The 20,310-nt window shown below is 68.8% G+C and carries 22 protein-coding genes; 12 read left to right on the forward strand and 10 right to left on the reverse strand.

The window, feature by feature from the left end; all coding sequences use genetic code 11:
- Together DI526_RS15665 and DI526_RS15670 are read left to right on the forward strand one after the other, a co-directional pair.
- A complete protein-coding gene (locus DI526_RS15665; protein WP_304279865.1) occupies positions 1–348 on the forward strand; it encodes a DUF190 domain-containing protein in 348 nt (115 codons plus the stop codon).
- A 16-nt stretch (positions 349–364) separates the two neighbouring features.
- Complete coding sequence (locus tag DI526_RS15670; RefSeq protein WP_304279868.1) at positions 365–2,404, forward strand: heavy metal translocating P-type ATPase; 2,040 nt, start codon at positions 365–367, stop codon at positions 2,402–2,404.
- A 159-nt stretch (positions 2,405–2,563) separates the two neighbouring features.
- On the opposite strand, the gene DI526_RS15675 is transcribed toward DI526_RS15670, so the two are convergent.
- Positions 2,564–2,956 (reverse strand): helix-turn-helix domain-containing protein, encoded by a 393-nt coding sequence (locus DI526_RS15675; protein WP_304279870.1) that lies wholly within the window; start codon positions 2,954–2,956, stop codon positions 2,564–2,566.
- Positions 2,957–3,023: 67 nt separating this feature from the next.
- Here DI526_RS15675 and DI526_RS15680 point away from each other — a divergent pair, with 67 nt between their 5' ends.
- Together DI526_RS15680 and DI526_RS15685 are read left to right on the forward strand one after the other, a co-directional pair.
- Positions 3,024–3,680 carry a cation transporter gene (locus DI526_RS15680; RefSeq protein ID WP_304279873.1) on the forward strand — a complete coding sequence of 219 codons (657 nt, stop codon included), beginning with the start codon at positions 3,024–3,026 and terminating at the stop codon, positions 3,678–3,680.
- 51 nt (positions 3,681–3,731) lie between these two features.
- Complete coding sequence (locus DI526_RS15685) at positions 3,732–5,684, forward strand: cytochrome c/FTR1 family iron permease (RefSeq protein ID WP_304279876.1); 1,953 nt, start codon at positions 3,732–3,734, stop codon at positions 5,682–5,684.
- A 180-nt stretch (positions 5,685–5,864) separates the two neighbouring features.
- Here the strand turns inward: DI526_RS15685 and DI526_RS15690 are convergent, their stop codons facing one another.
- Positions 5,865–6,083 (reverse strand): GDCCVxC domain-containing (seleno)protein, encoded by a 219-nt coding sequence (locus tag DI526_RS15690; RefSeq protein WP_304279879.1) that lies wholly within the window; start codon positions 6,081–6,083, stop codon positions 5,865–5,867.
- Positions 6,080–6,493 (reverse strand): MFS transporter permease, encoded by a 414-nt coding sequence (locus tag DI526_RS15695; RefSeq protein ID WP_304279882.1) that lies wholly within the window; start codon positions 6,491–6,493, stop codon positions 6,080–6,082. Before DI526_RS15695 ends, DI526_RS15690 begins: the two co-directional genes overlap by 4 nt.
- Before the next feature lie 77 nt (positions 6,494–6,570).
- On the opposite strand from DI526_RS15695, the gene DI526_RS15700 reads away from it, so the two are divergent.
- Positions 6,571–6,987 carry a helix-turn-helix domain-containing protein gene (locus DI526_RS15700; protein WP_304279885.1) on the forward strand — a complete coding sequence of 139 codons (417 nt, stop codon included), beginning with the start codon at positions 6,571–6,573 and terminating at the stop codon, positions 6,985–6,987.
- 86 nt (positions 6,988–7,073) lie between these two features.
- Here DI526_RS15700 and DI526_RS15705 read toward each other — a convergent pair whose 3' ends face one another.
- From DI526_RS15705 to DI526_RS15730, 6 genes are all read right to left on the reverse strand, one after another.
- The gene (locus DI526_RS15705; RefSeq protein ID WP_304279887.1) at positions 7,074–7,463 is read right to left on the reverse strand and encodes a copper-binding protein; all 390 of its coding nucleotides are present in this window, start codon (positions 7,461–7,463) and stop codon (positions 7,074–7,076) included.
- A gap of 12 nt (positions 7,464–7,475) precedes the next feature.
- Positions 7,476–10,622: an efflux RND transporter permease subunit gene (locus tag DI526_RS15710; protein WP_304279889.1), complete on the reverse strand. Its 3,147-nt coding sequence runs from the start codon at positions 10,620–10,622 to the stop codon at positions 7,476–7,478.
- Complete coding sequence (locus DI526_RS15715; protein WP_304279891.1) at positions 10,619–12,133, reverse strand: efflux RND transporter periplasmic adaptor subunit; 1,515 nt, start codon at positions 12,131–12,133, stop codon at positions 10,619–10,621. The genes DI526_RS15710 and DI526_RS15715 overlap by 4 nt, the downstream gene beginning before the upstream one ends.
- On the reverse strand, positions 12,130–13,356 hold the full coding sequence (locus DI526_RS15720) for a TolC family protein (protein ID WP_066681845.1): 1,227 nt from the start codon (positions 13,354–13,356) through the stop codon (positions 12,130–12,132). Before DI526_RS15720 ends, DI526_RS15715 begins: the two co-directional genes overlap by 4 nt.
- Positions 13,357–13,480: 124 nt before the next feature.
- Positions 13,481–13,711 carry a hypothetical protein gene (locus DI526_RS15725; protein ID WP_304279902.1) on the reverse strand — a complete coding sequence of 77 codons (231 nt, stop codon included), beginning with the start codon at positions 13,709–13,711 and terminating at the stop codon, positions 13,481–13,483.
- Between the two features lie 116 nt (positions 13,712–13,827).
- Positions 13,828–14,190 (reverse strand): hypothetical protein, encoded by a 363-nt coding sequence (locus tag DI526_RS15730; RefSeq protein ID WP_304279904.1) that lies wholly within the window; start codon positions 14,188–14,190, stop codon positions 13,828–13,830.
- A gap of 291 nt (positions 14,191–14,481) precedes the next feature.
- On the opposite strand from DI526_RS15730, the gene DI526_RS15735 reads away from it, so the two are divergent.
- A complete protein-coding gene (locus DI526_RS15735) occupies positions 14,482–14,961 on the forward strand; it encodes a DUF305 domain-containing protein (protein ID WP_304279908.1) in 480 nt (159 codons plus the stop codon).
- Here DI526_RS15735 and DI526_RS15740 read toward each other — a convergent pair.
- Positions 14,958–15,674, reverse strand: a complete 717-nt coding sequence (locus tag DI526_RS15740) for a PepSY domain-containing protein (RefSeq protein WP_304279910.1) — start codon at positions 15,672–15,674, stop codon at positions 14,958–14,960. The genes DI526_RS15735 and DI526_RS15740 overlap by 4 nt on opposite strands.
- Positions 15,675–15,791: 117 nt before the next feature.
- On the opposite strand from DI526_RS15740, the gene DI526_RS15745 reads away from it, so the two are divergent.
- The 6 genes from DI526_RS15745 to DI526_RS15770 form a co-directional block, all read left to right on the forward strand.
- On the forward strand, positions 15,792–16,079 hold the full coding sequence (locus DI526_RS15745) for a hypothetical protein (RefSeq protein ID WP_168077113.1): 288 nt from the start codon (positions 15,792–15,794) through the stop codon (positions 16,077–16,079).
- Position 16,080: 1 nt separating this feature from the next.
- Complete coding sequence (locus tag DI526_RS15750) at positions 16,081–16,521, forward strand: periplasmic heavy metal sensor (protein WP_168077115.1); 441 nt, start codon at positions 16,081–16,083, stop codon at positions 16,519–16,521.
- A complete protein-coding gene (locus DI526_RS15755; RefSeq protein ID WP_304279920.1) occupies positions 16,518–17,090 on the forward strand; it encodes an RNA polymerase sigma factor in 573 nt (190 codons plus the stop codon). The genes DI526_RS15750 and DI526_RS15755 overlap by 4 nt, the downstream gene beginning before the upstream one ends.
- Before the next feature lie 109 nt (positions 17,091–17,199).
- A complete protein-coding gene (locus DI526_RS15760; RefSeq protein WP_304279923.1) occupies positions 17,200–19,047 on the forward strand; it encodes a copper resistance system multicopper oxidase in 1,848 nt (615 codons plus the stop codon).
- A complete protein-coding gene (locus tag DI526_RS15765) occupies positions 19,044–20,090 on the forward strand; it encodes a copper resistance protein B (RefSeq protein WP_304279925.1) in 1,047 nt (348 codons plus the stop codon). The genes DI526_RS15760 and DI526_RS15765 overlap by 4 nt, the downstream gene beginning before the upstream one ends.
- Positions 20,091–20,118: 28 nt before the next feature.
- Positions 20,119–20,310, forward strand: a 192-nt coding sequence (locus DI526_RS15770) for a hypothetical protein (protein WP_304279931.1), incomplete at its 3' end; no start/stop codon positions are given.

Here is a 20,310-nt window from a genome sequence, read left to right on the forward strand (position 1 = left end):
ATGGCGTCTGATCACCTTCACCTGTTGCGGATCTATACCGACATGGACGCGATCCTGGAGGGGCAACCCTACGCGCAGGCTCTCCTCGCTCGGGCCCAAATCCTGGGGGTCGCCAACGCCGCCATCCTGCAGGTGGTCGATTCATACGGCGACGCGGGCATTGTGCATGGGGCCAAGGCGGTCGATCTGGCCCCCCGCCGGCATGTCATCGTCGAACTGGTCGATGAAGAACCGCGCCTGCGCGGGTTTCTGGACAGCCTGCGCCAGGGCGAGGACGTCGGCCTAGTCACCATCGAGACCATCGCGATCGTCGCGCACGGCGGTCACCGCCATCACAGCCCTTCCTGATCCTGGAGACGACGTCATGGCCACCGCCACGCAGCCGCCCGAAGCGCGCCACGAGCAGGATCCTGATCACGGGCATGACCACGGCCACGACCAGGACGGCAACGCCGGCGCTCACAGCCACGCCCACGGCGGGATATTCGGTGAACGGACCGAGCTGATCTTCGCGATCGGTTCCGGCGTCGCCCTGGCCGCGGGCTGGCTGATCAGCCTTCGAGCGCCAGGCCTGGTCCCGCTGATCTGCTTTCTGATCGCCTACGGGCTGGGCGGCTTCTTCACGCTGAAGGAAGCCATCGAGAACCTGCGCAAGCGCCAGTTCGAAATCGATAGCCTGATGCTGGTGGCGGCCGCCGGCGCGGCGGCCCTGGGTCAATGGGCCGAGGGCGCGCTGCTGCTCTTCCTGTTCAGCATCGGCCATGCCCTGGAGCATTTCGCGATGGGCCGCGCGCGCCGGGCCATCGAAGCCTTGGCCAAGCTGGCGCCGGAACACGCCAGCGTCCGGCGCGGCGACACCGTGGTCGAGGTGCCAGTCGAGGATCTGCAAATCGATGACATCGTGCTGGTCCGGCCCAATGAGCGGATCCCATCCGATGGCGTGGTCATCGCCGGCCAAAGCAGCGTTGATCAGGCTCCCGTCACCGGTGAAAGCGTGCCTGTCGACAAGCGGCCCGTCTCCGACCCGGCCCTAAGTTTCGAGCGCGCTAGCGCCGAGCATCGGGTGTTCGCCGGGACGATCAATGGGGCAGGGGCCCTGGATGTCCGGGTGGCCCGCAAGGCGTCGGAAACCACCCTGGCGCGGGTGGTCAAGATGGTCGCCGAGGCAGAAGCCCAGCGTTCGCCCACGCAGCAGTTCACAGACAAGTTCGAGCGGATTTTCGTGCCATCGGTGCTGGTCGGGGTCGGGCTATTGATGCTCGCCTTCCTGGTCATCGACGAACCGTTCAGCGTCAGCTTCTACCGCGCCATGGCGGTGCTGGTCGCCGCCAGCCCGTGCGCCCTGGCAATCTCAGTGCCGAGTGCTGTTCTCAGCGGTGTGGCGCGGGCCGGGCGCGGCGGTGTCCTGGTCAAGGGCGGCGGCCCCCTAGAGAACCTGGGCACCCTCCGTGCAATGGCTTTCGACAAGACCGGGACCCTCACGGAGGGGAAGCCACGGGTGACCGACGTGCAGCCCATTCAAGGCGTGGAGGAGCGTGAGCTGCTAGCGGTCGCTGTCGCCGTCGAGGCGCTGAGTGACCACCCCCTGGCCGCGGCGGTCGTCCGCGATGGCGGCGAACGTTTGGGCGACCACACCCCGCTTGTCGCTGATGGCGTCAACAGCCTGACCGGCAAGGGTGTTCAGGCGCAGGTTTCCGGCTCAGCGGCGCTCATCGGAAAGCCCGCCCTGTTCGACGGCAAGGACGCACCAGCGATGTCAGACGCCGTGCGAGCTTTGGCTGAGGACCTCGAAGCGCAAGGCCGGACCGTGATGGTCGTTCATCACGGTGAACGCTTCCTGGGCGTGTTGGGCTTGATGGACACACCTAGGTCGGCGGCCAAGGGCGTCATCCAACGGCTCCGCAAGCTGGGCATTGAGCGCATCGTCATGCTGTCGGGCGACAACCAAACCGTCGCCGACGCCGTGGCCAAGGAACTGGGCCTGGACGAGGCGCGCGGCGGCCTGATGCCCGAGGACAAGGTGGCCATCATTCAGGAGTTGGCGGCCTCAGAAGGCAAGGTCGCCATGGTTGGAGACGGTGTCAACGACGCGCCGGCGATGGCCAACGCCACCGTCGGCGTCGCCATGGGAGCTGCCGGGTCGGATGTGGCGCTGGAGACCGCCGACGTCGCGCTGATGGCCGATGATCTAAGCCATCTGCCGTTCGCCGTCGGCCTCAGCCGCAAGACCAGCTGGATCATCAAGCAGAACCTTTGGGTTAGCCTGGGCATGGTCGCGGTCTTGATCCCGGCCACGCTGTTTGGCCTGAAAATTGGCGCGGCCGTCGTCTTCCACGAGGGCTCGACACTGCTGGTTGTCGCCAACGCGCTGCGGTTGCTTGCATACCGCGATAGACCGGCGTGAACGCAAGGCTAGGCCCTACGGCCGCCTTGTTGCGCTCGACCACGATCGCGCCGATCAATTCGTGCCGCGTCCCGAAGCTCTAGAATCGCTCGCGGTCCTTCGCGTACATCTTTCTTACGATTAGGATGCCGGCGATGACCGGGGGAGCGCCAGTTAAGCCTACCCGGCCAGCGCTTCGATCACCCTGCAATCGGCTGCCCGCCCGTCACATGTCGCTTGGACCAAGCGCCGAAGTTCGCCGCGCAAGGTCTCCAGTTGAACGATCTTGGCTTCGACGTCGCCAAGCTGCCGGGCGGCCAACAGGTTGGCTTCGCCGCAAGGCCGTTCGGGATGGTCTGAAAGATCCAGCAGATTACGGATTGCCTCGACCGAGAAGCCAAGCTGGCGCGCGTGACGGATAAAAGCCAAGCGTCGGACAGCCTCCTGGCCATAGACACGCCGGTCATTTGAGGTCCGGATCGGCTCCGGTAGCAAGCCGATCTGTTCGTAGAAGCGTATGGTAGGGATCTTGACGTCCGAGGCCTTGGCCAATTGGCCGATCGACAGGGTCATGGATTTTCCTCGCACAATCCAAATAGGCGCTTGATCCTCTAGTGGCTAGAGGATGCAGGGTGGCGCCATGAGCGAATCCTGTTCCAGCGAGCCGGCCACGTCGGGGTGCGGCTGTGGAAGCGACGTCAAGTTCGACGGCGCCTCACCCGAGTACCGTCGCGCCCTGACCTGGGTGATCGCAATCAACCTCGTCGGTTTCGTGGTGGTGCTTGTCGGGGGCCTCGCTCAGGGTTCGGCGTCCCTGTCGGCCAACGCCTTGGACTTCCTGGCCGACAGCGCCACCTACGCCATCAGCTTGTGGGCCATAGGCAAATCCGTCAGCATTCGCACCGGCGCGGCCCTGTTCAAGGGTCTTAGCCTCGGCGCCGTCGCTCTGTCTGTCGCCGGCTTCGCCGCTTGGCGGGCCTGGACGGGCGCTGCGCCGTCTCGTGAGGCGATCTCGGCCCTGGGGCTGTTCGGCGCTCTGGCCAATCTCGCCGCTGCCGGGCTGCTGGTCCGTTACCGCGATGGCGATGCCAATGTCCGCTCGGTCTGGCTTTGCACCCGCAACGACCTGATCCAATGCCTGGGCGTCGCGGCCACCGGCGGGCTAGTCTGGCTGACCGGTTCGCGCTGGCCGGACCTGATCGTCGGGGTGCTTCTCGCTGGGGTCTTCCTCAGCTCCGCCTACCAGATCATCCGCCAAGCCCGCGCCGAACATCGCGCCTCTCTCGCGACTTCCTGACGCATGCTCAAGCTATTGCCACATGCGCCATTTCGCGCCCATGGATTGATAATGATTACTGGTCTCAAGGGGCGCGTGGCCTCGTTCCTCGCCAGCCTGCTGGCGGTTCTACTTCTCGCGGCCGCGCCGATGGCCCAGGCCCAGGAGGCCAGCTCGTCCCAGACCGCCTGGCGGCTGCTCGACTACCTGTCGGTCGACTACGCCGGGGCGGTGAAGGACGGCAAGATCATCAGCCCGTCCGAATATGCCGAGATGAACGAGTTCGCCGGCCAGGTCCGCGAGCGCATCGCCGGCCTTCCCGCCACCAAGGCCCAGCCTGATCTCCTGGCCAAGGCTGAGAGCCTGCAAGCCACGATCGCCGCCAAGCAGGAGCCGGCAGTGGTCTCGGCCAAGGCCCATGCCCTGGCCAATGATCTGCTGGCCGCCTATCCCACGCCCCTGGCTCCGCAGCGCGCGCCGGACCTGGCGCGCGGCGCGGCGCTCTATGCCGAAAACTGCGCGGCCTGCCATGGCGAGACCGGCAAGGCCGATGGCCCCAACGCGGTGGGTCTGGATCCGCCGCCGATCGCCTTCGCCGACGTCGAGCGCGCCCGACAGCGCAGCGTCTTTGGCCTCTACCAAGTGATCCAGCAGGGCCTGGATGGCACCGCCATGGCCAGCTACGCCCACCTGCCGTCCGACGACCGCTGGGATCTGGCCTTCTATGTCGGTCGCTTCGCCTTCAGCAACGCCGAGGCCGCCGCCGGCGAAAAGCTCTGGAACGAGGACGCCGCCGTCCGCGCCCGCTTCCCCGACCTGCAGACCTTGACCCAGACCACCCCGGCCGCCCTGGCGGCCGCCGTGGGAGAAACCAAGGCCCGGGCGCTGACCGCCTATCTGCGCCGCCATCCCGAGGTCGTCACCCGCACCGGCGGCGGATCGCTCGACGTCGCTCGCCAGCAGCTGGCCGCCAGCCTCAAGGCCTATGAGGCCGGCGACCGCAAGGCCGCCGCCGACCTGGCCCTGGCCGCCTATCTCGACGGCTTCGAGCCGGTCGAACCGTCACTGGGCGCTCGCGATCCGGCCCTGATGCGGCGGATCGAAGGGGCGATGGGCGACGTGCGCGGCGCGATCGGCAAGACCGCGCCGGCCAGCGAGGTCCGCGCTCAGATCGAACGCCTGGACGCCCTGTTCGCCGCCGCCGGCCGCGCCCTGGCCCCGGAAAAGGCCAGCGGCCTGTCGAGCTTCGCCGGCGCCTTCACCATTCTGCTGCGCGAGGGCCTGGAGGCCTTGCTGATCGTGGTCGCCATGATCGCCTTCCTGCGCAAGGCCGAGCGGGCCGACGTGCTGCCTTACGTCCATGGCGGCTGGATCGCGGCCCTGGCGGCCGGCGGCCTGACCTGGGCGGCGGCGACCTTCTTCATCTCGATCAGCGGGGCCAGCCGGGAACTGACCGAAGGCTTCGGCTCGGTGATCGCCGCGGCGGTGCTGATCTCGGTGGGCCTGTGGATGCACGGCAAGGCCCAGGCCGACGCCTGGCAGGTCTATATCCGCGAGAAGCTGTCCCACGCGCTGTCCAAGCAATCGGCCTGGTTCCTGTTCCTGCTGGCCTTCATCGTCGTCTATCGCGAGGTGTTCGAAACCATCCTCTTCCTGACAGCGCTGTGGACCCAGGGCGGGGCCGGCGCGGTGCTGGCGGGAGTCGGCAGCGCCGTCATCGTCCTGGCCGCCATCGGCTGGGCCATGCTGCGGTTCTCCAAGCGCCTGCCGATCGGCCAGTTCTTCGAATACAGCGCCATCCTGATGGCGATCCTGGCGGTCGTCCTGGCCGGCAAGGGCGTGGCCGCCCTGCAGGAGGCTGGTCTTCTGGACCTGCATCCTCTGGCCTTGCCGCGCATCGAACTGCTGGGCTTCTTCCCGACGATCGAGGGCGTCGCGGCCCAGGCCATGACGCTCGCCATCCTGGTCGGCGGGTTCTGGTGGTCGCGGCGCAGCGCTGGCGGCGAGGTGACCAAGAGCGCCTAGAAGACCCAACTCAAGACCGGGCGAGGCGCGTCGATCGCGCCTCGCCGCCGCGTCCTACGACTTGGCGATCGCCGTCACTTCGCCCAGGCGGTGACCATCACTACCGGTATCGGCGATGGCCTACCGAACTGGACCAGTCGTCGAGACAATTCTGAGAAAACCGCCAGGCGCGCGCCGACATCATCCGCAGCACGCGCCGCCTCCGGCCTGGATCGGAGGGCAGGCAACGTCGCCGTAGGAACAGTAGACGCAGCAGTCGCCAAGCTTGGGCTTGAGTACGGCGCCGCAGCCTTTGCAGTCGTAGAAGTACTGACAAGCGTCTGTCGGCATGGTCTCGGTTGTTTGATGCCCGCATTGCGGGCAAGTCAGGGTGGACTGGGACTGGATCTTATCGCTCATGCCCGCACACTCCGGATCAGGGCCAAGGCCCAAGGTTCGATGATCGGCCGCCAGAGCAGGGCGAGAACCACGAAGAGGGTGGCTGCGGCCAGCAGGTTGACTCCAAACCGTGACGGACCGGCGCAAGCGCCGTCGATCCGGCATGCTCGCGCTCGACGCCAAGTCACGATCCAGCCGGCGCCGACGACGCCGAGCGCGAGGATCGTCAACCAAGTGCGCTGACCCGCGATCCAGCCAAGGCCGCCCAGGCCCAACCCCGCGAGCGCCAGGGACATCGGCAGAATGCAGCAGGCAGCCCATGCGAACACCGCGCCTACCGCTGCGACCAGCGCCCCCCAAGTCAGGGCCGTTTGGGCGGGGTGTTCGCTTCCCCCGCCGCGCGGCGTTTCAAGGCTGTCTTGCGTCGTCATCTTACCACCTCCTGGTTCGACGCGGACCCAGATGCCATCTGTAGCTACTACAGACTCAAGCGCTAATCGAGGGCGCCATGACCAATCACGCGATCCAGATCGGCGAACTCTCTCGCCGAACCGGCTGCAACATCGAGACGATCCGCTATTACGAGCGGATCGGCCTGATTTCCGCCCCTCCGCGGCGCGGGCGCTACCGGAGCTATAGCGCCCAAGACGTGGGGCGACTGAGTTTTGTGCGCAGGGCGAGGGAGCTGGGGTTTAAGTTGGATGAGGTCCGCGCCTTGCTGAACCTTGCCGCCAACGAACAGGCCGCGTGCGCCGAGGTGCGCGACCTGACCGCGGCGCATCTTGACGATGTCCGTTCCCGGATCGCCGACCTTCAGCGGATGGAGCAGGTTCTGGCCGCGTCGGTGAGAGCTTGCGACGCGGGACGAGATCCAGGCTGCCCGCTCATCCAAACGCTGAGCGCAAAGGGCGAAATGGTGGGCTGAAGCGCGGCCTAGCCGATAGCGAAAACTGGAGTTTCGCAGCTTGTCGGGTTGGCGCGATCCCCTGTCCGCGCCAACCCCACTGGCGACTATTGTCTGTGGATCGAGGTGACTTCGCCTGCGCCGTCACGGAGCTTCAGGTCGAAGGCGACCTTGTCGCCGACCGACATCCCGTCCAGCAGGGCCGGGGCGATCTTGAAGCCCATGGTCATGGCCGGCCAGCCGGCGTCGGGAATGGCCTCGTGATCGAGGGTGATCGTGCCGCTGGTCTTGTCGATCGCGGTCACCACGCCAACGCCCTTGGCCATCTTGTCGGCGGGGGCCATGTCCATGCCGGCCATGTCGTTGCTCGCCGCCGGTGCGGTGGCGGCGGCGGGCGCTGGCGCGGCGGGGGCCGCCGGCGCCTCGGTCTTGCGGCCGCAGGCGGCCAGGCTGGTCGTCGCCACCAGGGCGGCGAGGATCAGAGATAGGGTCTTCATCAGCGTATCTCCTTAGGCTGAGGTTGAAGCGGATTGGGAAGTTCGGGTCTGCCGGCGGCACAGCAGCAGATAGCCGGCCGGGATCACGAACATCGACAGCAGGGGCGCGGTGAGCATGCCGCCGATCATCGGCGCGGCGATGCGGCTCATCACCTCGGAGCCGGCCCCGTGACCCCAGAGAATGGGGGCCAGGCCCGCCAGGATCACCGCCACGGTCATGGCCTTGGGCCGCACCCGCAGCAGGGCGCCTTCGCGCACGGCCGCCTCGACCTGATCTGGCGTCGGGTTCGGGCCCAGGGCGTCCATGGCGTGCTTGAGATAGATCAGCATCACCACCCCGAATTCGGCCGAGACCCCGGCCAGGGCGATGAAGCCGACGCCGGTGGCCACCGACTGGTGGAAGCCCGCCAGGTAGAGCGTCCAGATCCCGCCGGTCAGGGCGAACGGCAGGGTGGCCATGATCAGCCCCGCCTCGTCGAAGCGGCGGAAGATCACGTAGAGCAGGACGAAGATGATCAGCAGGGTGGCCGGCACGACGATCTTCAGCCGGTCGGCGGCTCGCTGCAGATATTCGAACTGGCCCGAATAGGAGAGGCTGACGCCGGGCGACAGCCTGACTTTCTGGTCGACCGCCTGGTGCAGGTCGCCGACGACCGAGGCCAGATCGCGGCCCCGCACATCGACATAGACCCAGGTGGTCGGCCGGCCGTTCTCGCTCTTGAGCATCGGCGGGCCGTCGGCGATCTGGACTTCGGCCACCGTTCCCAGGGTGATCTGCGCGCCGCCCGGGGTCAGGATCGGAAGGGCCCGCAGGCCTTCCAGGCTGCCCCGCAGCTCGCGCGGATAACGGACGCTGATCGGATAGCGCGCCAGGCCTTCGACAGTCTGGCCGATGGTCTCACCGCCGATGGCCCCGGAGACGATGGACTGGACGTCGTCGATGTTGAGCCCGAACCGCGCGGCGGCGACCCGGTCGATGCGGACATCGACATAGCGCCCGCCGGTCAGACGCTCGGCCAGGGCCGAGCTGACGCCGGGCACGCCCTTGGCTACGCCCTCGACCTCGCGGGCGATGCGGTCCAGTTCGGCGAGGTTTGCCCCCGAGACCTTGACCCCGATCGGGCTCTTGATGCCGGTGGCCAGCATGTCGATGCGGTTGCGGATCGGCGGAACCCAGACATTGGTCAGGCCCGGAACACGGACGCGCTGGTCGAGTTCGGCCACCAGCTTGTCGGGGGTCATGCCCGGCCGCCATTGGTTGCGCGGCTTGAAACGGATGGTGGTCTCGAACATCTCCAGCGGCGCCGGATCGGTGGCGCTCTCGGCCCGGCCGGCCTTGCCGAACACGCTGTCAACCTCAGGCACGGTCTTGATCATCCTGTCGGTCTGCTGGAGCAGTTGACCCGCCTTGGCCGCCGATAGGCCTGGCAGAGCCGAAGGCATGTAGAGCAGGTCGCCCTCGTCCATGTTGGGCATGAACTCAGCCCCGAGGTGGGCGAGCGGCCAGGCCGTGGTGGCGAAGGCCAGCAGGGCGACCAGCAGGGTGGTCCTGGGGCGGCGCATGACGCGGTCCAGCAGCGGACGGTAGGCCGCCGTCAGCACGCGGTTGATCGGGTTGGACCCCTCGTCGGGGATACGCCCGCGGATCAGGTAGCCCATCAGCACCGGGATCAGGGTCACTGACAGGATGGCCGCCGCCGCCATGGCGTAGGTCTTGGTGAAGGCCAGCGGACGGAAGAGACGTCCTTCCTGCGCCTGCAGCGTGAAGACCGGGATGAACGACAGCGTGATGATCAGCAGGCTAAAGAACAAGGCTGGCCCCACCTCGGCGGCCGCCTCGGTGATCACCGTCCAGCGCGTCTCGCCTGTGAGGGTCTCGCCCGGATGATCGTGCGCCCAGCGCTCCAGCTTCTTATGGGCGTTCTCGATCATCACCACGGCGGCGTCGACCATGGCCCCGATGGCGATGGCGATGCCGCCCAGCGACATGATGTTGGCGTCGACGCCCTGGCTCTTCATGACCAGGAAGGCGGCCAGGACCCCAAGGGGCAGGGAGATGATCGCCACCAGCGCCGAGCGCAGATGGCCCAGGAAGAGCGCGCAGACCAGGGCGACGACCAGGAACTCCTCCAGGAGCTTGCCGGTCAGGTTGTGGACGGCGCGATCGATCAGGCCCGAGCGGTCATAGGTCGTGACCACCTCGACGCCCGGGGGCAGGCTCTTCTTCAGCTCGGCCAGCTTGGCCTTAACCGCCGCGATCGTCGTGCGGGCGTTTTCGCCGGAACGGAGGATCACCACGCCGCCGGCCACCTCGCCCTGGCCATTGAGTTCGGCGATGCCGCGCCGCATCTCCGGGCCGACCTGGATCATGGCCACATCGCCGAGGCGCACGGGGACGCCGCCGGCCGCCGTCCTCAGCGGCACGGCCTGGAAGTCCTCGATCGTCTTCAGATAGCCGGTGGCGCGGACCATGTATTCGGCTTCGCCCTGCTCCAGCACCGAACCGCCGGTCTCGGCGTTGGCGCCTTTCAGGGCGGCGACGACCTGTTGGTGCGTGACCCCGAAGCTGGCCAGCTTCTGCGGGTCGAGCACGACCTGGTACTGACGCACCATGCCGCCGATCGCCGAGACCTCGGCCACGCCCGGCAGGGTCTTCAGCTCATAGCGCAGGAACCAGTCCTGCAGGGATCGCAGTTGGCTGAGGTCGTGGCCGCCGGTTCGGTCGACCAGGGCGTACTCATAGACCCAGCCGACGCCGGTGGCGTCGGGGCCAAGGGCCGGGCGGGCGCTTTCGGGCAGGCGGGCCTGGACCTGGTTGAGATATTCCAGCACCCGCGAGCGGGCCCAGTAGAGGTCGGTTTTGTCGTCGAAGATCACGTAGACGAAGCTGTCGCCGAAGAACGAGTAGCCGCGCACGGTCTTGGCCCCCGGCACCGACAGCATCGTGGTGGCCAGGGGATAGGTCACCTGGTTCTCGACCAGTTGCGGGGCCTGGCCCGGATAGCTGGTGCGGATGATCACCTGGGTGTCGGAGAGGTCCGGCAAAGCGTCGATCGAGGTCGAGCGGACGGCCAGGCCGCCGGCCACGATCAGCGCCAGGGCGCCCAGCAGCACGAAGAAGCGGTTGGCGACCGACCAGCGGATCAGGGCGGCGATCATGCGCCACCGCCGATCTTGGCGATGCGCCGGATGATCGGGTCGGCCGGCGGCGGGTCGAAGGCGAAGCGGACCTGGTCGCCGATCTTCAAGCCCTTCAGAAGCATCGGGTCGGCGCGGAAGGTCATGGTCATGGCCGGCCAGCCGATGGCCGGCACGGGGCCGTGCGAGAGGGTGACGCCGTCCGGGGTCACCTGCTCGACGCGGCCGGTGGTTTCGGCCAGGGCCGGCTTGGCCGGGGCCATCGGCTTGGCCATGGGCGTGTCGCCTGGGGGTGTTTGAGGGCCCAAGGCCGGAAGCGGCCGGACCTGCAGGCCCGCCAGGCTGGCCTCGGAATCGACCAGGAACTGGCCCGAGGCGATGACCTTCTGGCCGGAAGACAGGCCGGCCAGGATCTCCGTCCGGCCTCCGGCTTCGCGCCCGGTCCGGACCTCGACGGCCTGGTAGCGGCCGCCGTCGGCGGCCAGCATCACCACGTCGCGCGCCCCGGTGCGGATCACCGCCTCGGACGGGATCAGCAGGGCGGTCCGCGTCGCCGCGTCGAAGGCGATGGTGGCGAACAGGCCAGGCTTGAGGCGGCCGTCGCGGTTGGCCAGTTCGATCCGCGCCTGCAAGGTGCGGCTGTCGCCCTGGGCCTGCGGGAGCACGGCCTGGACCGTCCCGCGCAGGGTCTCGCCCGGATAGGCCGCCAGGGTGACGCCAACGCCCTGGCCCGGACGCAGCTGCCCGGCCTGCGCCTCGGGCACGGCGGCCGTGACCCAGACCCTCGAGAGGCCGTTGATCTCGGCCAGGGTCTGGCCCGCGCCCACGGTCATGCCGGCGCGCACGTCGAGCTTGGAAACGACCCCGCCGAGCGGCGCGGTGACGGTGATCGTCGTGCGCGGCCGCCCGTCTCGGTCGAGACCGGCGACCACGCCGTCGGGCATGCCCAAGAGGCGCAGGCGCTGGCGGGCGGCGGCGCTCAGGGCCGCGTCTCCGGTGCGCCGGACCGCCAGATATTCGGCCTGGGCGCCGCCCCATTCGGGAACCAACAGGTCGGCCAGCGGCGCGCCGGCGGCGATCACGTCGCCCGGCGCGCGGCCATAAACCCGCTGCACGAAACCGCCGCTGCGGGCCTGGACGACGGCGACGTCACGCTGGTTGAAGTCGACGATCCCGGTGGCGGTCAGGCCGCTGGAAAGCGCGCCTTCCTCCACGGTCGCCAGCCGGAAGCCGAGGTTCTGGGCGGCCGAGGGGTCGATCCGCACCCCCGCCGCCGGACCACTGGTTTCGGCCTCGCCGGCGTATTTGGGCGTCAGCGGCATGTCCATGAACGGCGACTTGCCCGGCTTGTCGAAGTGCTGGGCCGGGACCATCGGGTCGTACCAGTAGAGCACCTTGCGGCTGTCGGCCGAGGTCGCCGGCATCGGCGGCTTGGCGGTCAGGCGGGCCAGGCCATAGCCGCCGGCCCCGGCCAGCACGACCAGGGCGGCGCCGGCGCCGAGCAGGGCCTTCATCGAGGGGGAGGGGGTCATTGATCGTCGCTTCCGTAGGTGAGGGTCAGGCGGGCGGCGTCGATGGCGACGGCGGCCTCGCGATCTAGGGTGGTGAGCTGGGCCTCGGCCAGGCTCGAGAAGGCGATCAGCACGTCGGGCAAACCGGCCGCGCCGGAGCCATAGGCGGCGGTCTCCAGCTGGGCCCGCTGCTTGGCCAGCGGCAGCAGCGTGTCGCGGGCCCGCAGCCATTGCTCGTGATGCATGACGTGGTCGGCCAGATCGGCCTCGAGCTGGGCGCTCAGCGCTCGGCGGGCGTCCTCGCGCTGGGCGTCGGCGCGGCCGGCGCTGGCGGTGCGCGCGGCGATCATCGGATCCTGGCGGCTCTTGCCCCACAGCGGCAGGCTGATGCTGACCCCGGCCGAGACCATGTCGCCGAACATCGGGTCGCGGCGCTGGTAGGCCACTTCCCAGCTCCAGTCGGGCTGCTTGTCGGCCTTGGCCAGGGCGACGTCGGCCTGGGCTTGGCGGGCGGCGGCGTCCTTGGCCAGCACGGCGGGATGGCGGTCGATCGCGGCCCGAAGACTGGCGGGGGGGAGATCGAGGTCGGGCGCCGGACCGAGCGCCTCGGGGTCGGGATCTCCGGTCCAGCGGGTCAGGGCCGCACGGGCCCTTCCCAGGGCCGAGACCGCCTCGCTGCGGCGATCCGCCAGGGCCGCGCGCATCTGCGCGGCCTCCAGCGCCTGGGCGGGCCGCGAGCGTCCGGACGCGACGCCGGACGGGGCGGCGCTCCACAGGGGAGCCAGCTGGGCGACCACCCCGTCCAGGGCGGCGAGCTTGCGCTGGGCGTAGAGCAGTTCGATCCAGGCCAGCGCCGTGGCGACCCGGACCTGGCGGGCCTCGACCGCGCCCTCGGCCCCGGCCGCGACGATGTCGGCCTGCGCCCGGCCGATCCGCGCCTGGCGCTTGGCGGCGCTGGGCATGTCCTGGCTGAAGCCGACCTTGCCCATGGTCATCTCGTCGGTTCCGAACCGGCCGGCCGGCGGCCCCGAGACCGGGAAGTTGTCGAGGCCGACGGCGAGCTTGGGATCGGGCAGGGCGCCGGCCGCCTTGGCCGAGGCCTTGGCGGCCTCGACCTGCAGGGCCGCGGCGCGCAGCGCCGGCGCATTGGCCGCGGCCGCGTCGAGGCTCTGGGCGTAGGTCAGGGGCGCGGCGTGGGCGACGCTCGCCAAGCTCAGCCCGGCCAGAAGGGGGAGAATACGCATGGAGACGAAAATCCTGGAGGAAGCCGTGAGGGGCCAGCGCCCCGGCGAAGCGTTTGCAGCCGCTTCGCCGGGGCCGGACGGGACGGGCGAAGACAGGGGATCGGCCCCACCCGTCCCGGCCGAGCTAGCGAGGCGAGCGGGCCGGTTGGGATGCGCCGTCGACGCCGGCGACGGCGTGCGGCATACAATCGGCCGGCATGTCGCAAACCCACGCGGCGCGTCGGAAGACGTCCTTGGGGTTGGCGGGCGCGGGGGCGGCCTGCAGATGGCCGCAGGCGCGTGGCGCGGCGGCCGAGGCCGTCGCCAGGGAAGCAAGGCTGGCGATGAGCGCCAGCGCGATAATGCGGGGAGACATGAGGTTCATCCTTGAAGATCGGGAAGCCAGCCCGCGCGAGCGCGGGCGATCACACGCGCCCGGCAGGGCGGGCGCGTGAAACGAGCGATGGACGTGGATCGGCCTTTGGGCCGGTCCTAGGCGATCGTTCGTGGAGGCGGATCTTCGGGGATTAGACGGTGCGTGCGACCGCTGGTGTTCGACCAGCTGGTCTCGACGCGATAGCTGACGGTGACCGGGATCGCCGAGCCCTCGCAGGGGGCGGCGACGGACAACGCGCAACTGACCGCGCAGGCCTTGGCGCAGTCCTTGGCCGACATGGCCTTGCCGTGGTCGCAGCAAGGATCGGCCTGAGCCGCGTCGTCGCCGGCGGGGGCCATGGCGACCATGGCCATCGCGTCCATGCCGGCCATGTCGCAATCGGCCCGCGCGGCGTTGACCGCCAGCGGACTGAACGCGAGGGCCACGGCGGCCAGGAAAGCGAGCGCATGCCTTAGCATCGGGCGAGCTTAGCGCAGTCGCACGGCGTCGTCATGTACGGACAATCCCTGAACGCGGTTCGCCGCGACCGCGGCGCGGACTGGCGAGGGCTTGGAGCCAAGCCCTGAAAGCTGCCGATCCGGTCCAATACGCACCGGCCCGGATCATCCCTCGACCCTTTCGCGCCATCGCGCCGAATATTTTCAGAAGCGGAACGGGGGCGCCGTTCGCCGGTTTTTGGAGCTTCGAACCCGGGGACATCCGCGCGACGCGACCGTGGCGGCGGCGGCTCCGAGCTCCAGGAGACCGTCATGGCCGAGCAGCACGCGCCGACAAATCATCAACACCACAGGCCCTATCTGCGCTTGGCGGCCATGACCACCCTGTCGTTTCTGGCCATGTACGTCCTGATGTACGCCATGGTCGACAGGGCCGCGAACGTCCATCCAAGCTTCAACCAAGCCTACATGGCCGGCTTGATGACCGCGCCGATGGTGGTGATCGAACTTCTCCTCATGGGCATGATGTATCCGAGCAAAGGCCTCAACCGTGGCTTGGTCGCGTCCAGCCTCGTCATCGGGGTCTTGTGCTTCGCGGCCATCCGCCAGCAGTGGCTGATTGGCGATCGCGAATTCCTACGATCGATGATCCCCCATCACGCCGGCGCGATCCTGATGTGCGGCAAGGCACCGGTGAAAGACCCTGAGATCCGGCGCCTCTGCGCGACGATCATCAAGGGGCAGCAGCAGGAGATCGACCAGATGAGTGCGATGCTCGCGCGCCCTCGCTAGGCCTTGGCGCGTCGGCGGCGGTTGTCGAGATTGCGCAGGTCCCGTGCCAAGCGCAACCAGAGCAGGATGACGCCCGTGACGGTGACGAAGAGCGTCAGCGCCGCTGCGGCGATGATCAGAGGATGGTTGAAGTTCTCGCCCGAGGGCCAATCCATGATGTGCAGGCGCCAGAAGAGGTCGTAAAACCGCCACAGGTTCGAACGGCGTTTGACAGCCTCGCCGGTGTCGGGATCGAGGTAGAGGGTCGTTCCGACCGCGTCATCGAAAGTCACCGCATAGAGAGGTGTTGTCGAGGCCGCCTCCTGCGGGGGGCTCTGCAGGAATTGCGCCCGGCCAGGTTCGCCGCGGCCGACATAGGCCGACTTCGCCGCCGCCGTCGCCTCGTCCGGGGTCAGGCGCGGCAGAGGATGGCCGGACGCCGCGTCGAACACCCGGAGGGCGGACTTGGTCTTCACCAGCCAGACGGCGCCGCGCGGGGTCGCCCGCAGTTCAGCGCCTCGCAACTCACCAGGCCCCAGCGCAAGCTCGGCCAGGGATTTCACCTCGTTGACTGCCATGGGCCGGGCGGTGACTGAGGATGGCGTGTGGTTTTCGCCTCGCACCCACGAGATCGGCAAGACCGTCATCACCAGCCCCCCAATGACCCAAAAGAGCACCTGGATCGCCACCACCAGGCCCACCCACTTGTGGATCTGCAAGGCCGTCTTCAGCATTTGGCTTCCCCCGCGCGCCGTCCGTCGGACACACTACGCGCTAGGAGGCGTCATCCCTCATGTGAGGGATCGGACCGCCGGCTGCGTAGACAGAGATGTAGAGTCAGGGGATCGGCGATGAGCGACAAGCTCGACGAACTTTTCGAAGCGTTGCGGCGACAACCGCACGCTCAGCTGCACGGCCTGGAAGGTCAGGTCTGGGCCAGGATCGACACCTGGCGCGACGGCCGGCGCGCGGCGAACGCGCTCGCGCCGCTGCGCGCGGCCTCGATCGTCGCGGCCTTGGGCTTGGGCATGGTCGGCGGCAGCCTCGCGGCCAACGCCGCCGCGCGCGCGCCCTCCGAGATCTCCGCGTTTTCGGTCGATGCGCACTTGGCGCCATCGACCCTGTTGGGCGGTCGCTGACATGCGCCGGATCTCGCGCGGCGCCGTGCTGACCGTCGTCCTGGCCCTGCTGGCCGGGGTCGCCGGAGGCTGGCTTGGCTCGGGCCGGTTCCTGCCCAAGCCCCATGCCCAGTCGCTGCATGAGATGGTCCACCACGAACTGAAGCTCAGCCCGGATCAGGATCGCCGGCTTGAGGCGCTCGAACAGGATTTCGCCGTGCGTCGTCGCGCCCGGGAGGCTGAGCTGCGTGCGGCCAACGCCCAGCTGGCCGCCGCCATCCAGGCGCGCCACGAATACGGGCCCGAGGTCGAGGCCGCGGTCGAGCGCTTCCATGCGGCCATGGGAGCGCTGCAGTTGGAGACGGTCCAGCACGTCCTGGCGATGCGCAAGGTGCTGACCCCCGAGCAGGCGGCCAAGTTCGACCGCCGCGTCAGCGAGGCGCTCACGAACGAGACGCCGTGACCGCCGGTCTTGGCGAGGATGACGACGGCGCGCTGGCCAGGCGCGCGGCGCGCGGCGACGAGCGCGCCTTCAGCACGCTGATGCGCCGGCACAAGAGCCCCTTGCATGCCTTCGCCCGACGCCATGTCGGCGACCCCGAAGCCGCCCATGAGGTGGTGCAGGAAAGCTTCGTCGCCGCCTGGAAGGCGCTCGATCGCTACGATCCGGCCCGGCCGTTCGGCGCCTGGATGCGGGCGATCGTCCTCAACAAGTGCCGCGACCGGGGGCGGCGCCTGTTGGTTCGCCGGCTGATCCTGGGCGAGCGGTCGATCGACGCGCCCGGCGCGCCCGACCCTGCCGACCCCACGCCAGGCCCGGAGGCGGCGAGCCTGCGCGCCGAGCAATTGTCGCGCCTGGAGGCGGCGATCGCGCGTCTTCCCGACCAGCTCAAGGAGCCCCTGATCCTCACCTATCTGGAAGGCTACTCGCAGCAGGACGCCGCGGCGTTCCTGGGCGTCAGCGTCAAGACGATCGAAACGCGCGCCTACCGCGCCCGCAAGCGCCTGGCCGACTGGTTGGTCGACTCCTGACTTTTTTGGCCCGCCGATGAGGGGGGCGAAGTTTCGGCGCGTAGCCACCTTAGAGATCGCGTTGCGGCCGTCATGGCCTGCGCCAGCGCGTCATCATCAAAGGGCTGTCATGCGTCGATCCAGCGCGGCTTTCGATCGCCGTCATTTCCTCCAATCGCTCGCCATACTCGGCGGCGGCGCCACGCTCGCGAGCCTCCTGCCGTCCTGGGCGCGCGCGGCGGGCGATCCTGGCCGCGCGCCGGCCGCTCTTTCCGGCGACGACATCAAGCTGACCATCGGCCACACGCCGGTCACGGTAGACGGCAAGGGCGCCCACGCCGTGACGATCAACGGCACGGTTCCAGGGCCGCTGATCCGGCTGAAGGAAGGCCAGCATGTCCGGTTGTCGGTGACCAATACGCTCGACGAGGACACCTCGATCCACTGGCACGGCCTGCTCGTGCCCTTCCAGATGGACGGCGTGCCCGGCGTCACCTTCCCGGGGATCAAGCCGGGCGAGACCTTCGTCTACGAATTCCAGGTCCGGCAGTCGGGGACCTACTGGTACCACAGCCATTCGGGTCTGCAGGAGCAGATGGGCCACTATGGGCCCATCATCATCGACCCGGCCGGTCCTGATCCAGTGGCCTTCGACCGCGAACACGTCGTGGTGCTGTCGGACTTCAGCCGCCTGCACCCGCACCAGATCTTCAAGAAGCTCAAGCAGCAGAGCGGCGCCTTCAACTACCAGCGCCAGACCATCGGCGGCCTTATGGCCGGCAAGGATCAAACCCTGGCCGAGCGCTTGGACTGGGCCAAGATGTTGATGGACCCGACCGACATCTCCGACGTCACCGGCGCGGCCTACACCTTCCTGGTCAACGGCCACGGCCCTGCGGACAACTGGACGGCGCTGTTCTCACCGGGCGAGCGCGTGCGCCTGAGGTTCATCAATGCCGCGGCCCAATCGGTTTTCAACGTCCGGATTCCCGGCCTGCGCATGACCGTGGTCGCCGCCGACGGCCAGCATGTGCGGCCCGTCGAGGTCGACGAGTTCCAGATCGGCAACGCCGAGACCTATGACGTCATCGTCCAACCGACGCAGGACAAGGCTTTCACGATCGTGTCGGAGTCGGTCGACCGCTCCGGGCTGGGCCGCGCCACTCTGGCGCCGCGGCTGGGCATGAGCGCCGAGGTCCCGCCGCTGCGCGAGCGGCCGCTGACCACCATGCGTGACATGGGCATGGATATGGGCGGCATGCAGATGGGCGGCATGGATCACGGGTCCATGGACATGTCCGGCATGGACCACGCGGCCATGGGGCATGGCGCCAAGGCCGCCAGCCCTGCGCCCGGCATGGCGCCGCCGCGCCAGCGCGGAAGCGACGTGATGGGCAAGATGGACATGGGCGGCATGGACATGTCCATGCGCAATCCGGACAACGCGCCACAGGTCAAACTTGGCCCGGGCGTCCAGACCATCGCGCCGATGCCGATGGATCGCACCGGTGAGCCCGGCCAGGGCCTCGAAAGCGTCGGCCACCGGGTGCTGGTCTATCGCGATCTGGCGGCGCTCGAACCGAACCCCGACACCAGCGCCCCGCAGCGATCCCTCGACATCCACCTGACCGGCAACATGGAGCGGTTCATGTGGGGGTTCGACGGGCGCAAGTTCAGCGACCGGCCGCCGCCCTACGCCTTCCGCCACGGCGAGCGGGTCCGGGTCACCCTTATCAACGACACCATGATGGCCCACCCGATCCACCTGCACGGCCACTTCTTCGAACTGGCCTTCGGACCGGCGGGGCACATGCCGCGCAAGCACACGGTCATCGTCCTGCCGGGCGGCCGCGTCAGCTTCGATTTCACCGCCGAGACCGGCGACTGGGCTTTCCACTGCCACATGCTCTACCACATGCACGCGGGGATGTTTCAGATCTTCAGCGTGCGCGACACCCCCGTGGAGGGCGCGCGATGAAGGCCCCGCTGATCGCCCTCCTGCCGGTCCTTTGGGCGGCCCCGGCCCTGGCCCAGCACGCTGGTCACACCAGCGCGCCCGCCGCGCCGAGTACCAGCCCCAAACCCGCGCCGGCAAGCCCGGCCCCGGCCGCCGCCCCCCATGCCGGACACGACATGGGCGCCATGCCGGGCATGGCCATGCCCAAGCCACAGGCCGCGCCGGCGGCCGACCCCCACGCGGGCCATGACATGAGCGCCATGCCCGGCATGGGCGTCCCCGCTCAGTCGGAAAGCCAGGCCGAAGCGATGGGACCGCCGCCTCTGCCTGATCAAGAAACGGCCCCGCCGCCGCCGCCCGCCGATCACCTGGCCGACAAGGTCTTTGATCCGGCCGCCATGGACCGGGCTCGCGCCGTGCTTCGGCAGGAGCATGGCGGCGCCCAGGCCTCGCAGGTGATGGTCAATCTCCTCGAATATCAGGCGCGCTCGGGCGGCGACGGGTATCATTGGGATGGCGAGGCCTGGTTCGGCGGTGATCTCAACCGCTTGGTCCTGAAGTCCGAGGGCGAAGGCGATCGCCACGGCGTCGAGGCCGGCGAAGTCCAGGCGCTCTACTCCCGCGCCGTGGGCCTTTACACCGACGTGCAGGTCGGCGTGCGCCAGGACGTCGAGCCCAAGTCACGCACCTACGCCACGGTCGGTTTCGAGACCCTGCTGCCCTACTGGATCGAGGCCGACGGCGCGCTGTTCCTGTCGAACAAGGGCGACGTGCTCGGCCGGGTCGAAGGGGCGATCGACTGGCGCCTGACCCAGCGCTTGATTCTGCAGCCGCGCGCCGAACTCAACCTCTCGGCCCAGGACATCCCCGAGACGCGGACTGGCTCTGGCCTGACGGACGCGGAGCTGGGCTTGCGCCTGCGCTACGAGGTTCGTCGCGATTTCGCGCCCTATGTCGGCGTGACGTGGGCCAAGCGCTTCGGGCGGACCGCCGACTACGCGCGCGCCTTGGGGCAAGACGTTTCCGACACCAGTCTCGTTGTCGGCCTACGCGCCTGGTTCTAGCCGGCCGATTTCATCAAGGAGCCTTCTCATGAAGATAGTCGCCATCACCGCCGCGACCGCCACGCTTGCGCTTGCCGGTCAGCCCGCCGCCGCCCAGATGGCTGGCATGGACGATCATGCCGGCCACGCAGGCCATGCGGCCGAGGCGAGCGCGCTGGTCGAGGCGGTCGGCGTCGTGCGCGCCATCGACGCCAAGGCCGCCAAGGTCACTCTGGCCCAT

This window comes from Caulobacter segnis (assembly GCF_003243465.1).
In the GTDB taxonomy this organism is placed as follows: Bacteria; Pseudomonadota; Alphaproteobacteria; order Caulobacterales; family Caulobacteraceae; genus Caulobacter; species Caulobacter segnis_A.

Excerpts from the sequence above, each read along its gene's own strand:
- DI526_RS15675 (WP_304279870.1), bottom strand. The coding sequence starts at position 2,956 with ATGACCCTGTCGATCGGCCAATTGGCCAAGGCCTCGGACGTCAAGATC.
- DI526_RS15760 (WP_304279923.1), top strand. The coding sequence starts at position 17,200 with ATGCGTCGATCCAGCGCGGCTTTCGATCGCCGTCATTTCCTCCAATCG.
- DI526_RS15715 (WP_304279891.1), bottom strand. The coding sequence starts at position 12,133 with ATGACCCCCTCCCCCTCGATGAAGGCCCTGCTCGGCGCCGGCGCCGCC.
- DI526_RS15750 (WP_168077115.1), top strand. The coding sequence starts at position 16,081 with ATGCGCCGGATCTCGCGCGGCGCCGTGCTGACCGTCGTCCTGGCCCTG.
- DI526_RS15735 (WP_304279908.1), top strand. The coding sequence starts at position 14,482 with ATGGCCGAGCAGCACGCGCCGACAAATCATCAACACCACAGGCCCTAT.
- DI526_RS15710 (WP_304279889.1), bottom strand. The coding sequence starts at position 10,622 with ATGATCGCCGCCCTGATCCGCTGGTCGGTCGCCAACCGCTTCTTCGTG.
- DI526_RS15700 (WP_304279885.1), top strand. The coding sequence starts at position 6,571 with ATGACCAATCACGCGATCCAGATCGGCGAACTCTCTCGCCGAACCGGC.
- DI526_RS15695 (WP_304279882.1), bottom strand. The coding sequence starts at position 6,493 with ATGACGACGCAAGACAGCCTTGAAACGCCGCGCGGCGGGGGAAGCGAA.
- DI526_RS15680 (WP_304279873.1), top strand. The coding sequence starts at position 3,024 with ATGAGCGAATCCTGTTCCAGCGAGCCGGCCACGTCGGGGTGCGGCTGT.
- DI526_RS15690 (WP_304279879.1), bottom strand. The coding sequence starts at position 6,083 with ATGAGCGATAAGATCCAGTCCCAGTCCACCCTGACTTGCCCGCAATGC.
- DI526_RS15730 (WP_304279904.1), bottom strand. The coding sequence starts at position 14,190 with ATGCTAAGGCATGCGCTCGCTTTCCTGGCCGCCGTGGCCCTCGCGTTC.
- DI526_RS15705 (WP_304279887.1), bottom strand. The coding sequence starts at position 7,463 with ATGAAGACCCTATCTCTGATCCTCGCCGCCCTGGTGGCGACGACCAGC.
- DI526_RS15740 (WP_304279910.1), bottom strand. The coding sequence starts at position 15,674 with ATGCTGAAGACGGCCTTGCAGATCCACAAGTGGGTGGGCCTGGTGGTG.
- DI526_RS15665 (WP_304279865.1), top strand. The coding sequence starts at position 1 with ATGGCGTCTGATCACCTTCACCTGTTGCGGATCTATACCGACATGGAC.
- DI526_RS15670 (WP_304279868.1), top strand. The coding sequence starts at position 365 with ATGGCCACCGCCACGCAGCCGCCCGAAGCGCGCCACGAGCAGGATCCT.
- DI526_RS15745 (WP_168077113.1), top strand. The coding sequence starts at position 15,792 with ATGAGCGACAAGCTCGACGAACTTTTCGAAGCGTTGCGGCGACAACCG.
- DI526_RS15685 (WP_304279876.1), top strand. The coding sequence starts at position 3,732 with ATGATTACTGGTCTCAAGGGGCGCGTGGCCTCGTTCCTCGCCAGCCTG.
- DI526_RS15765 (WP_304279925.1), top strand. The coding sequence starts at position 19,044 with ATGAAGGCCCCGCTGATCGCCCTCCTGCCGGTCCTTTGGGCGGCCCCG.
- DI526_RS15720 (WP_066681845.1), bottom strand. The coding sequence starts at position 13,356 with ATGCGTATTCTCCCCCTTCTGGCCGGGCTGAGCTTGGCGAGCGTCGCC.
- DI526_RS15725 (WP_304279902.1), bottom strand. The coding sequence starts at position 13,711 with ATGTCTCCCCGCATTATCGCGCTGGCGCTCATCGCCAGCCTTGCTTCC.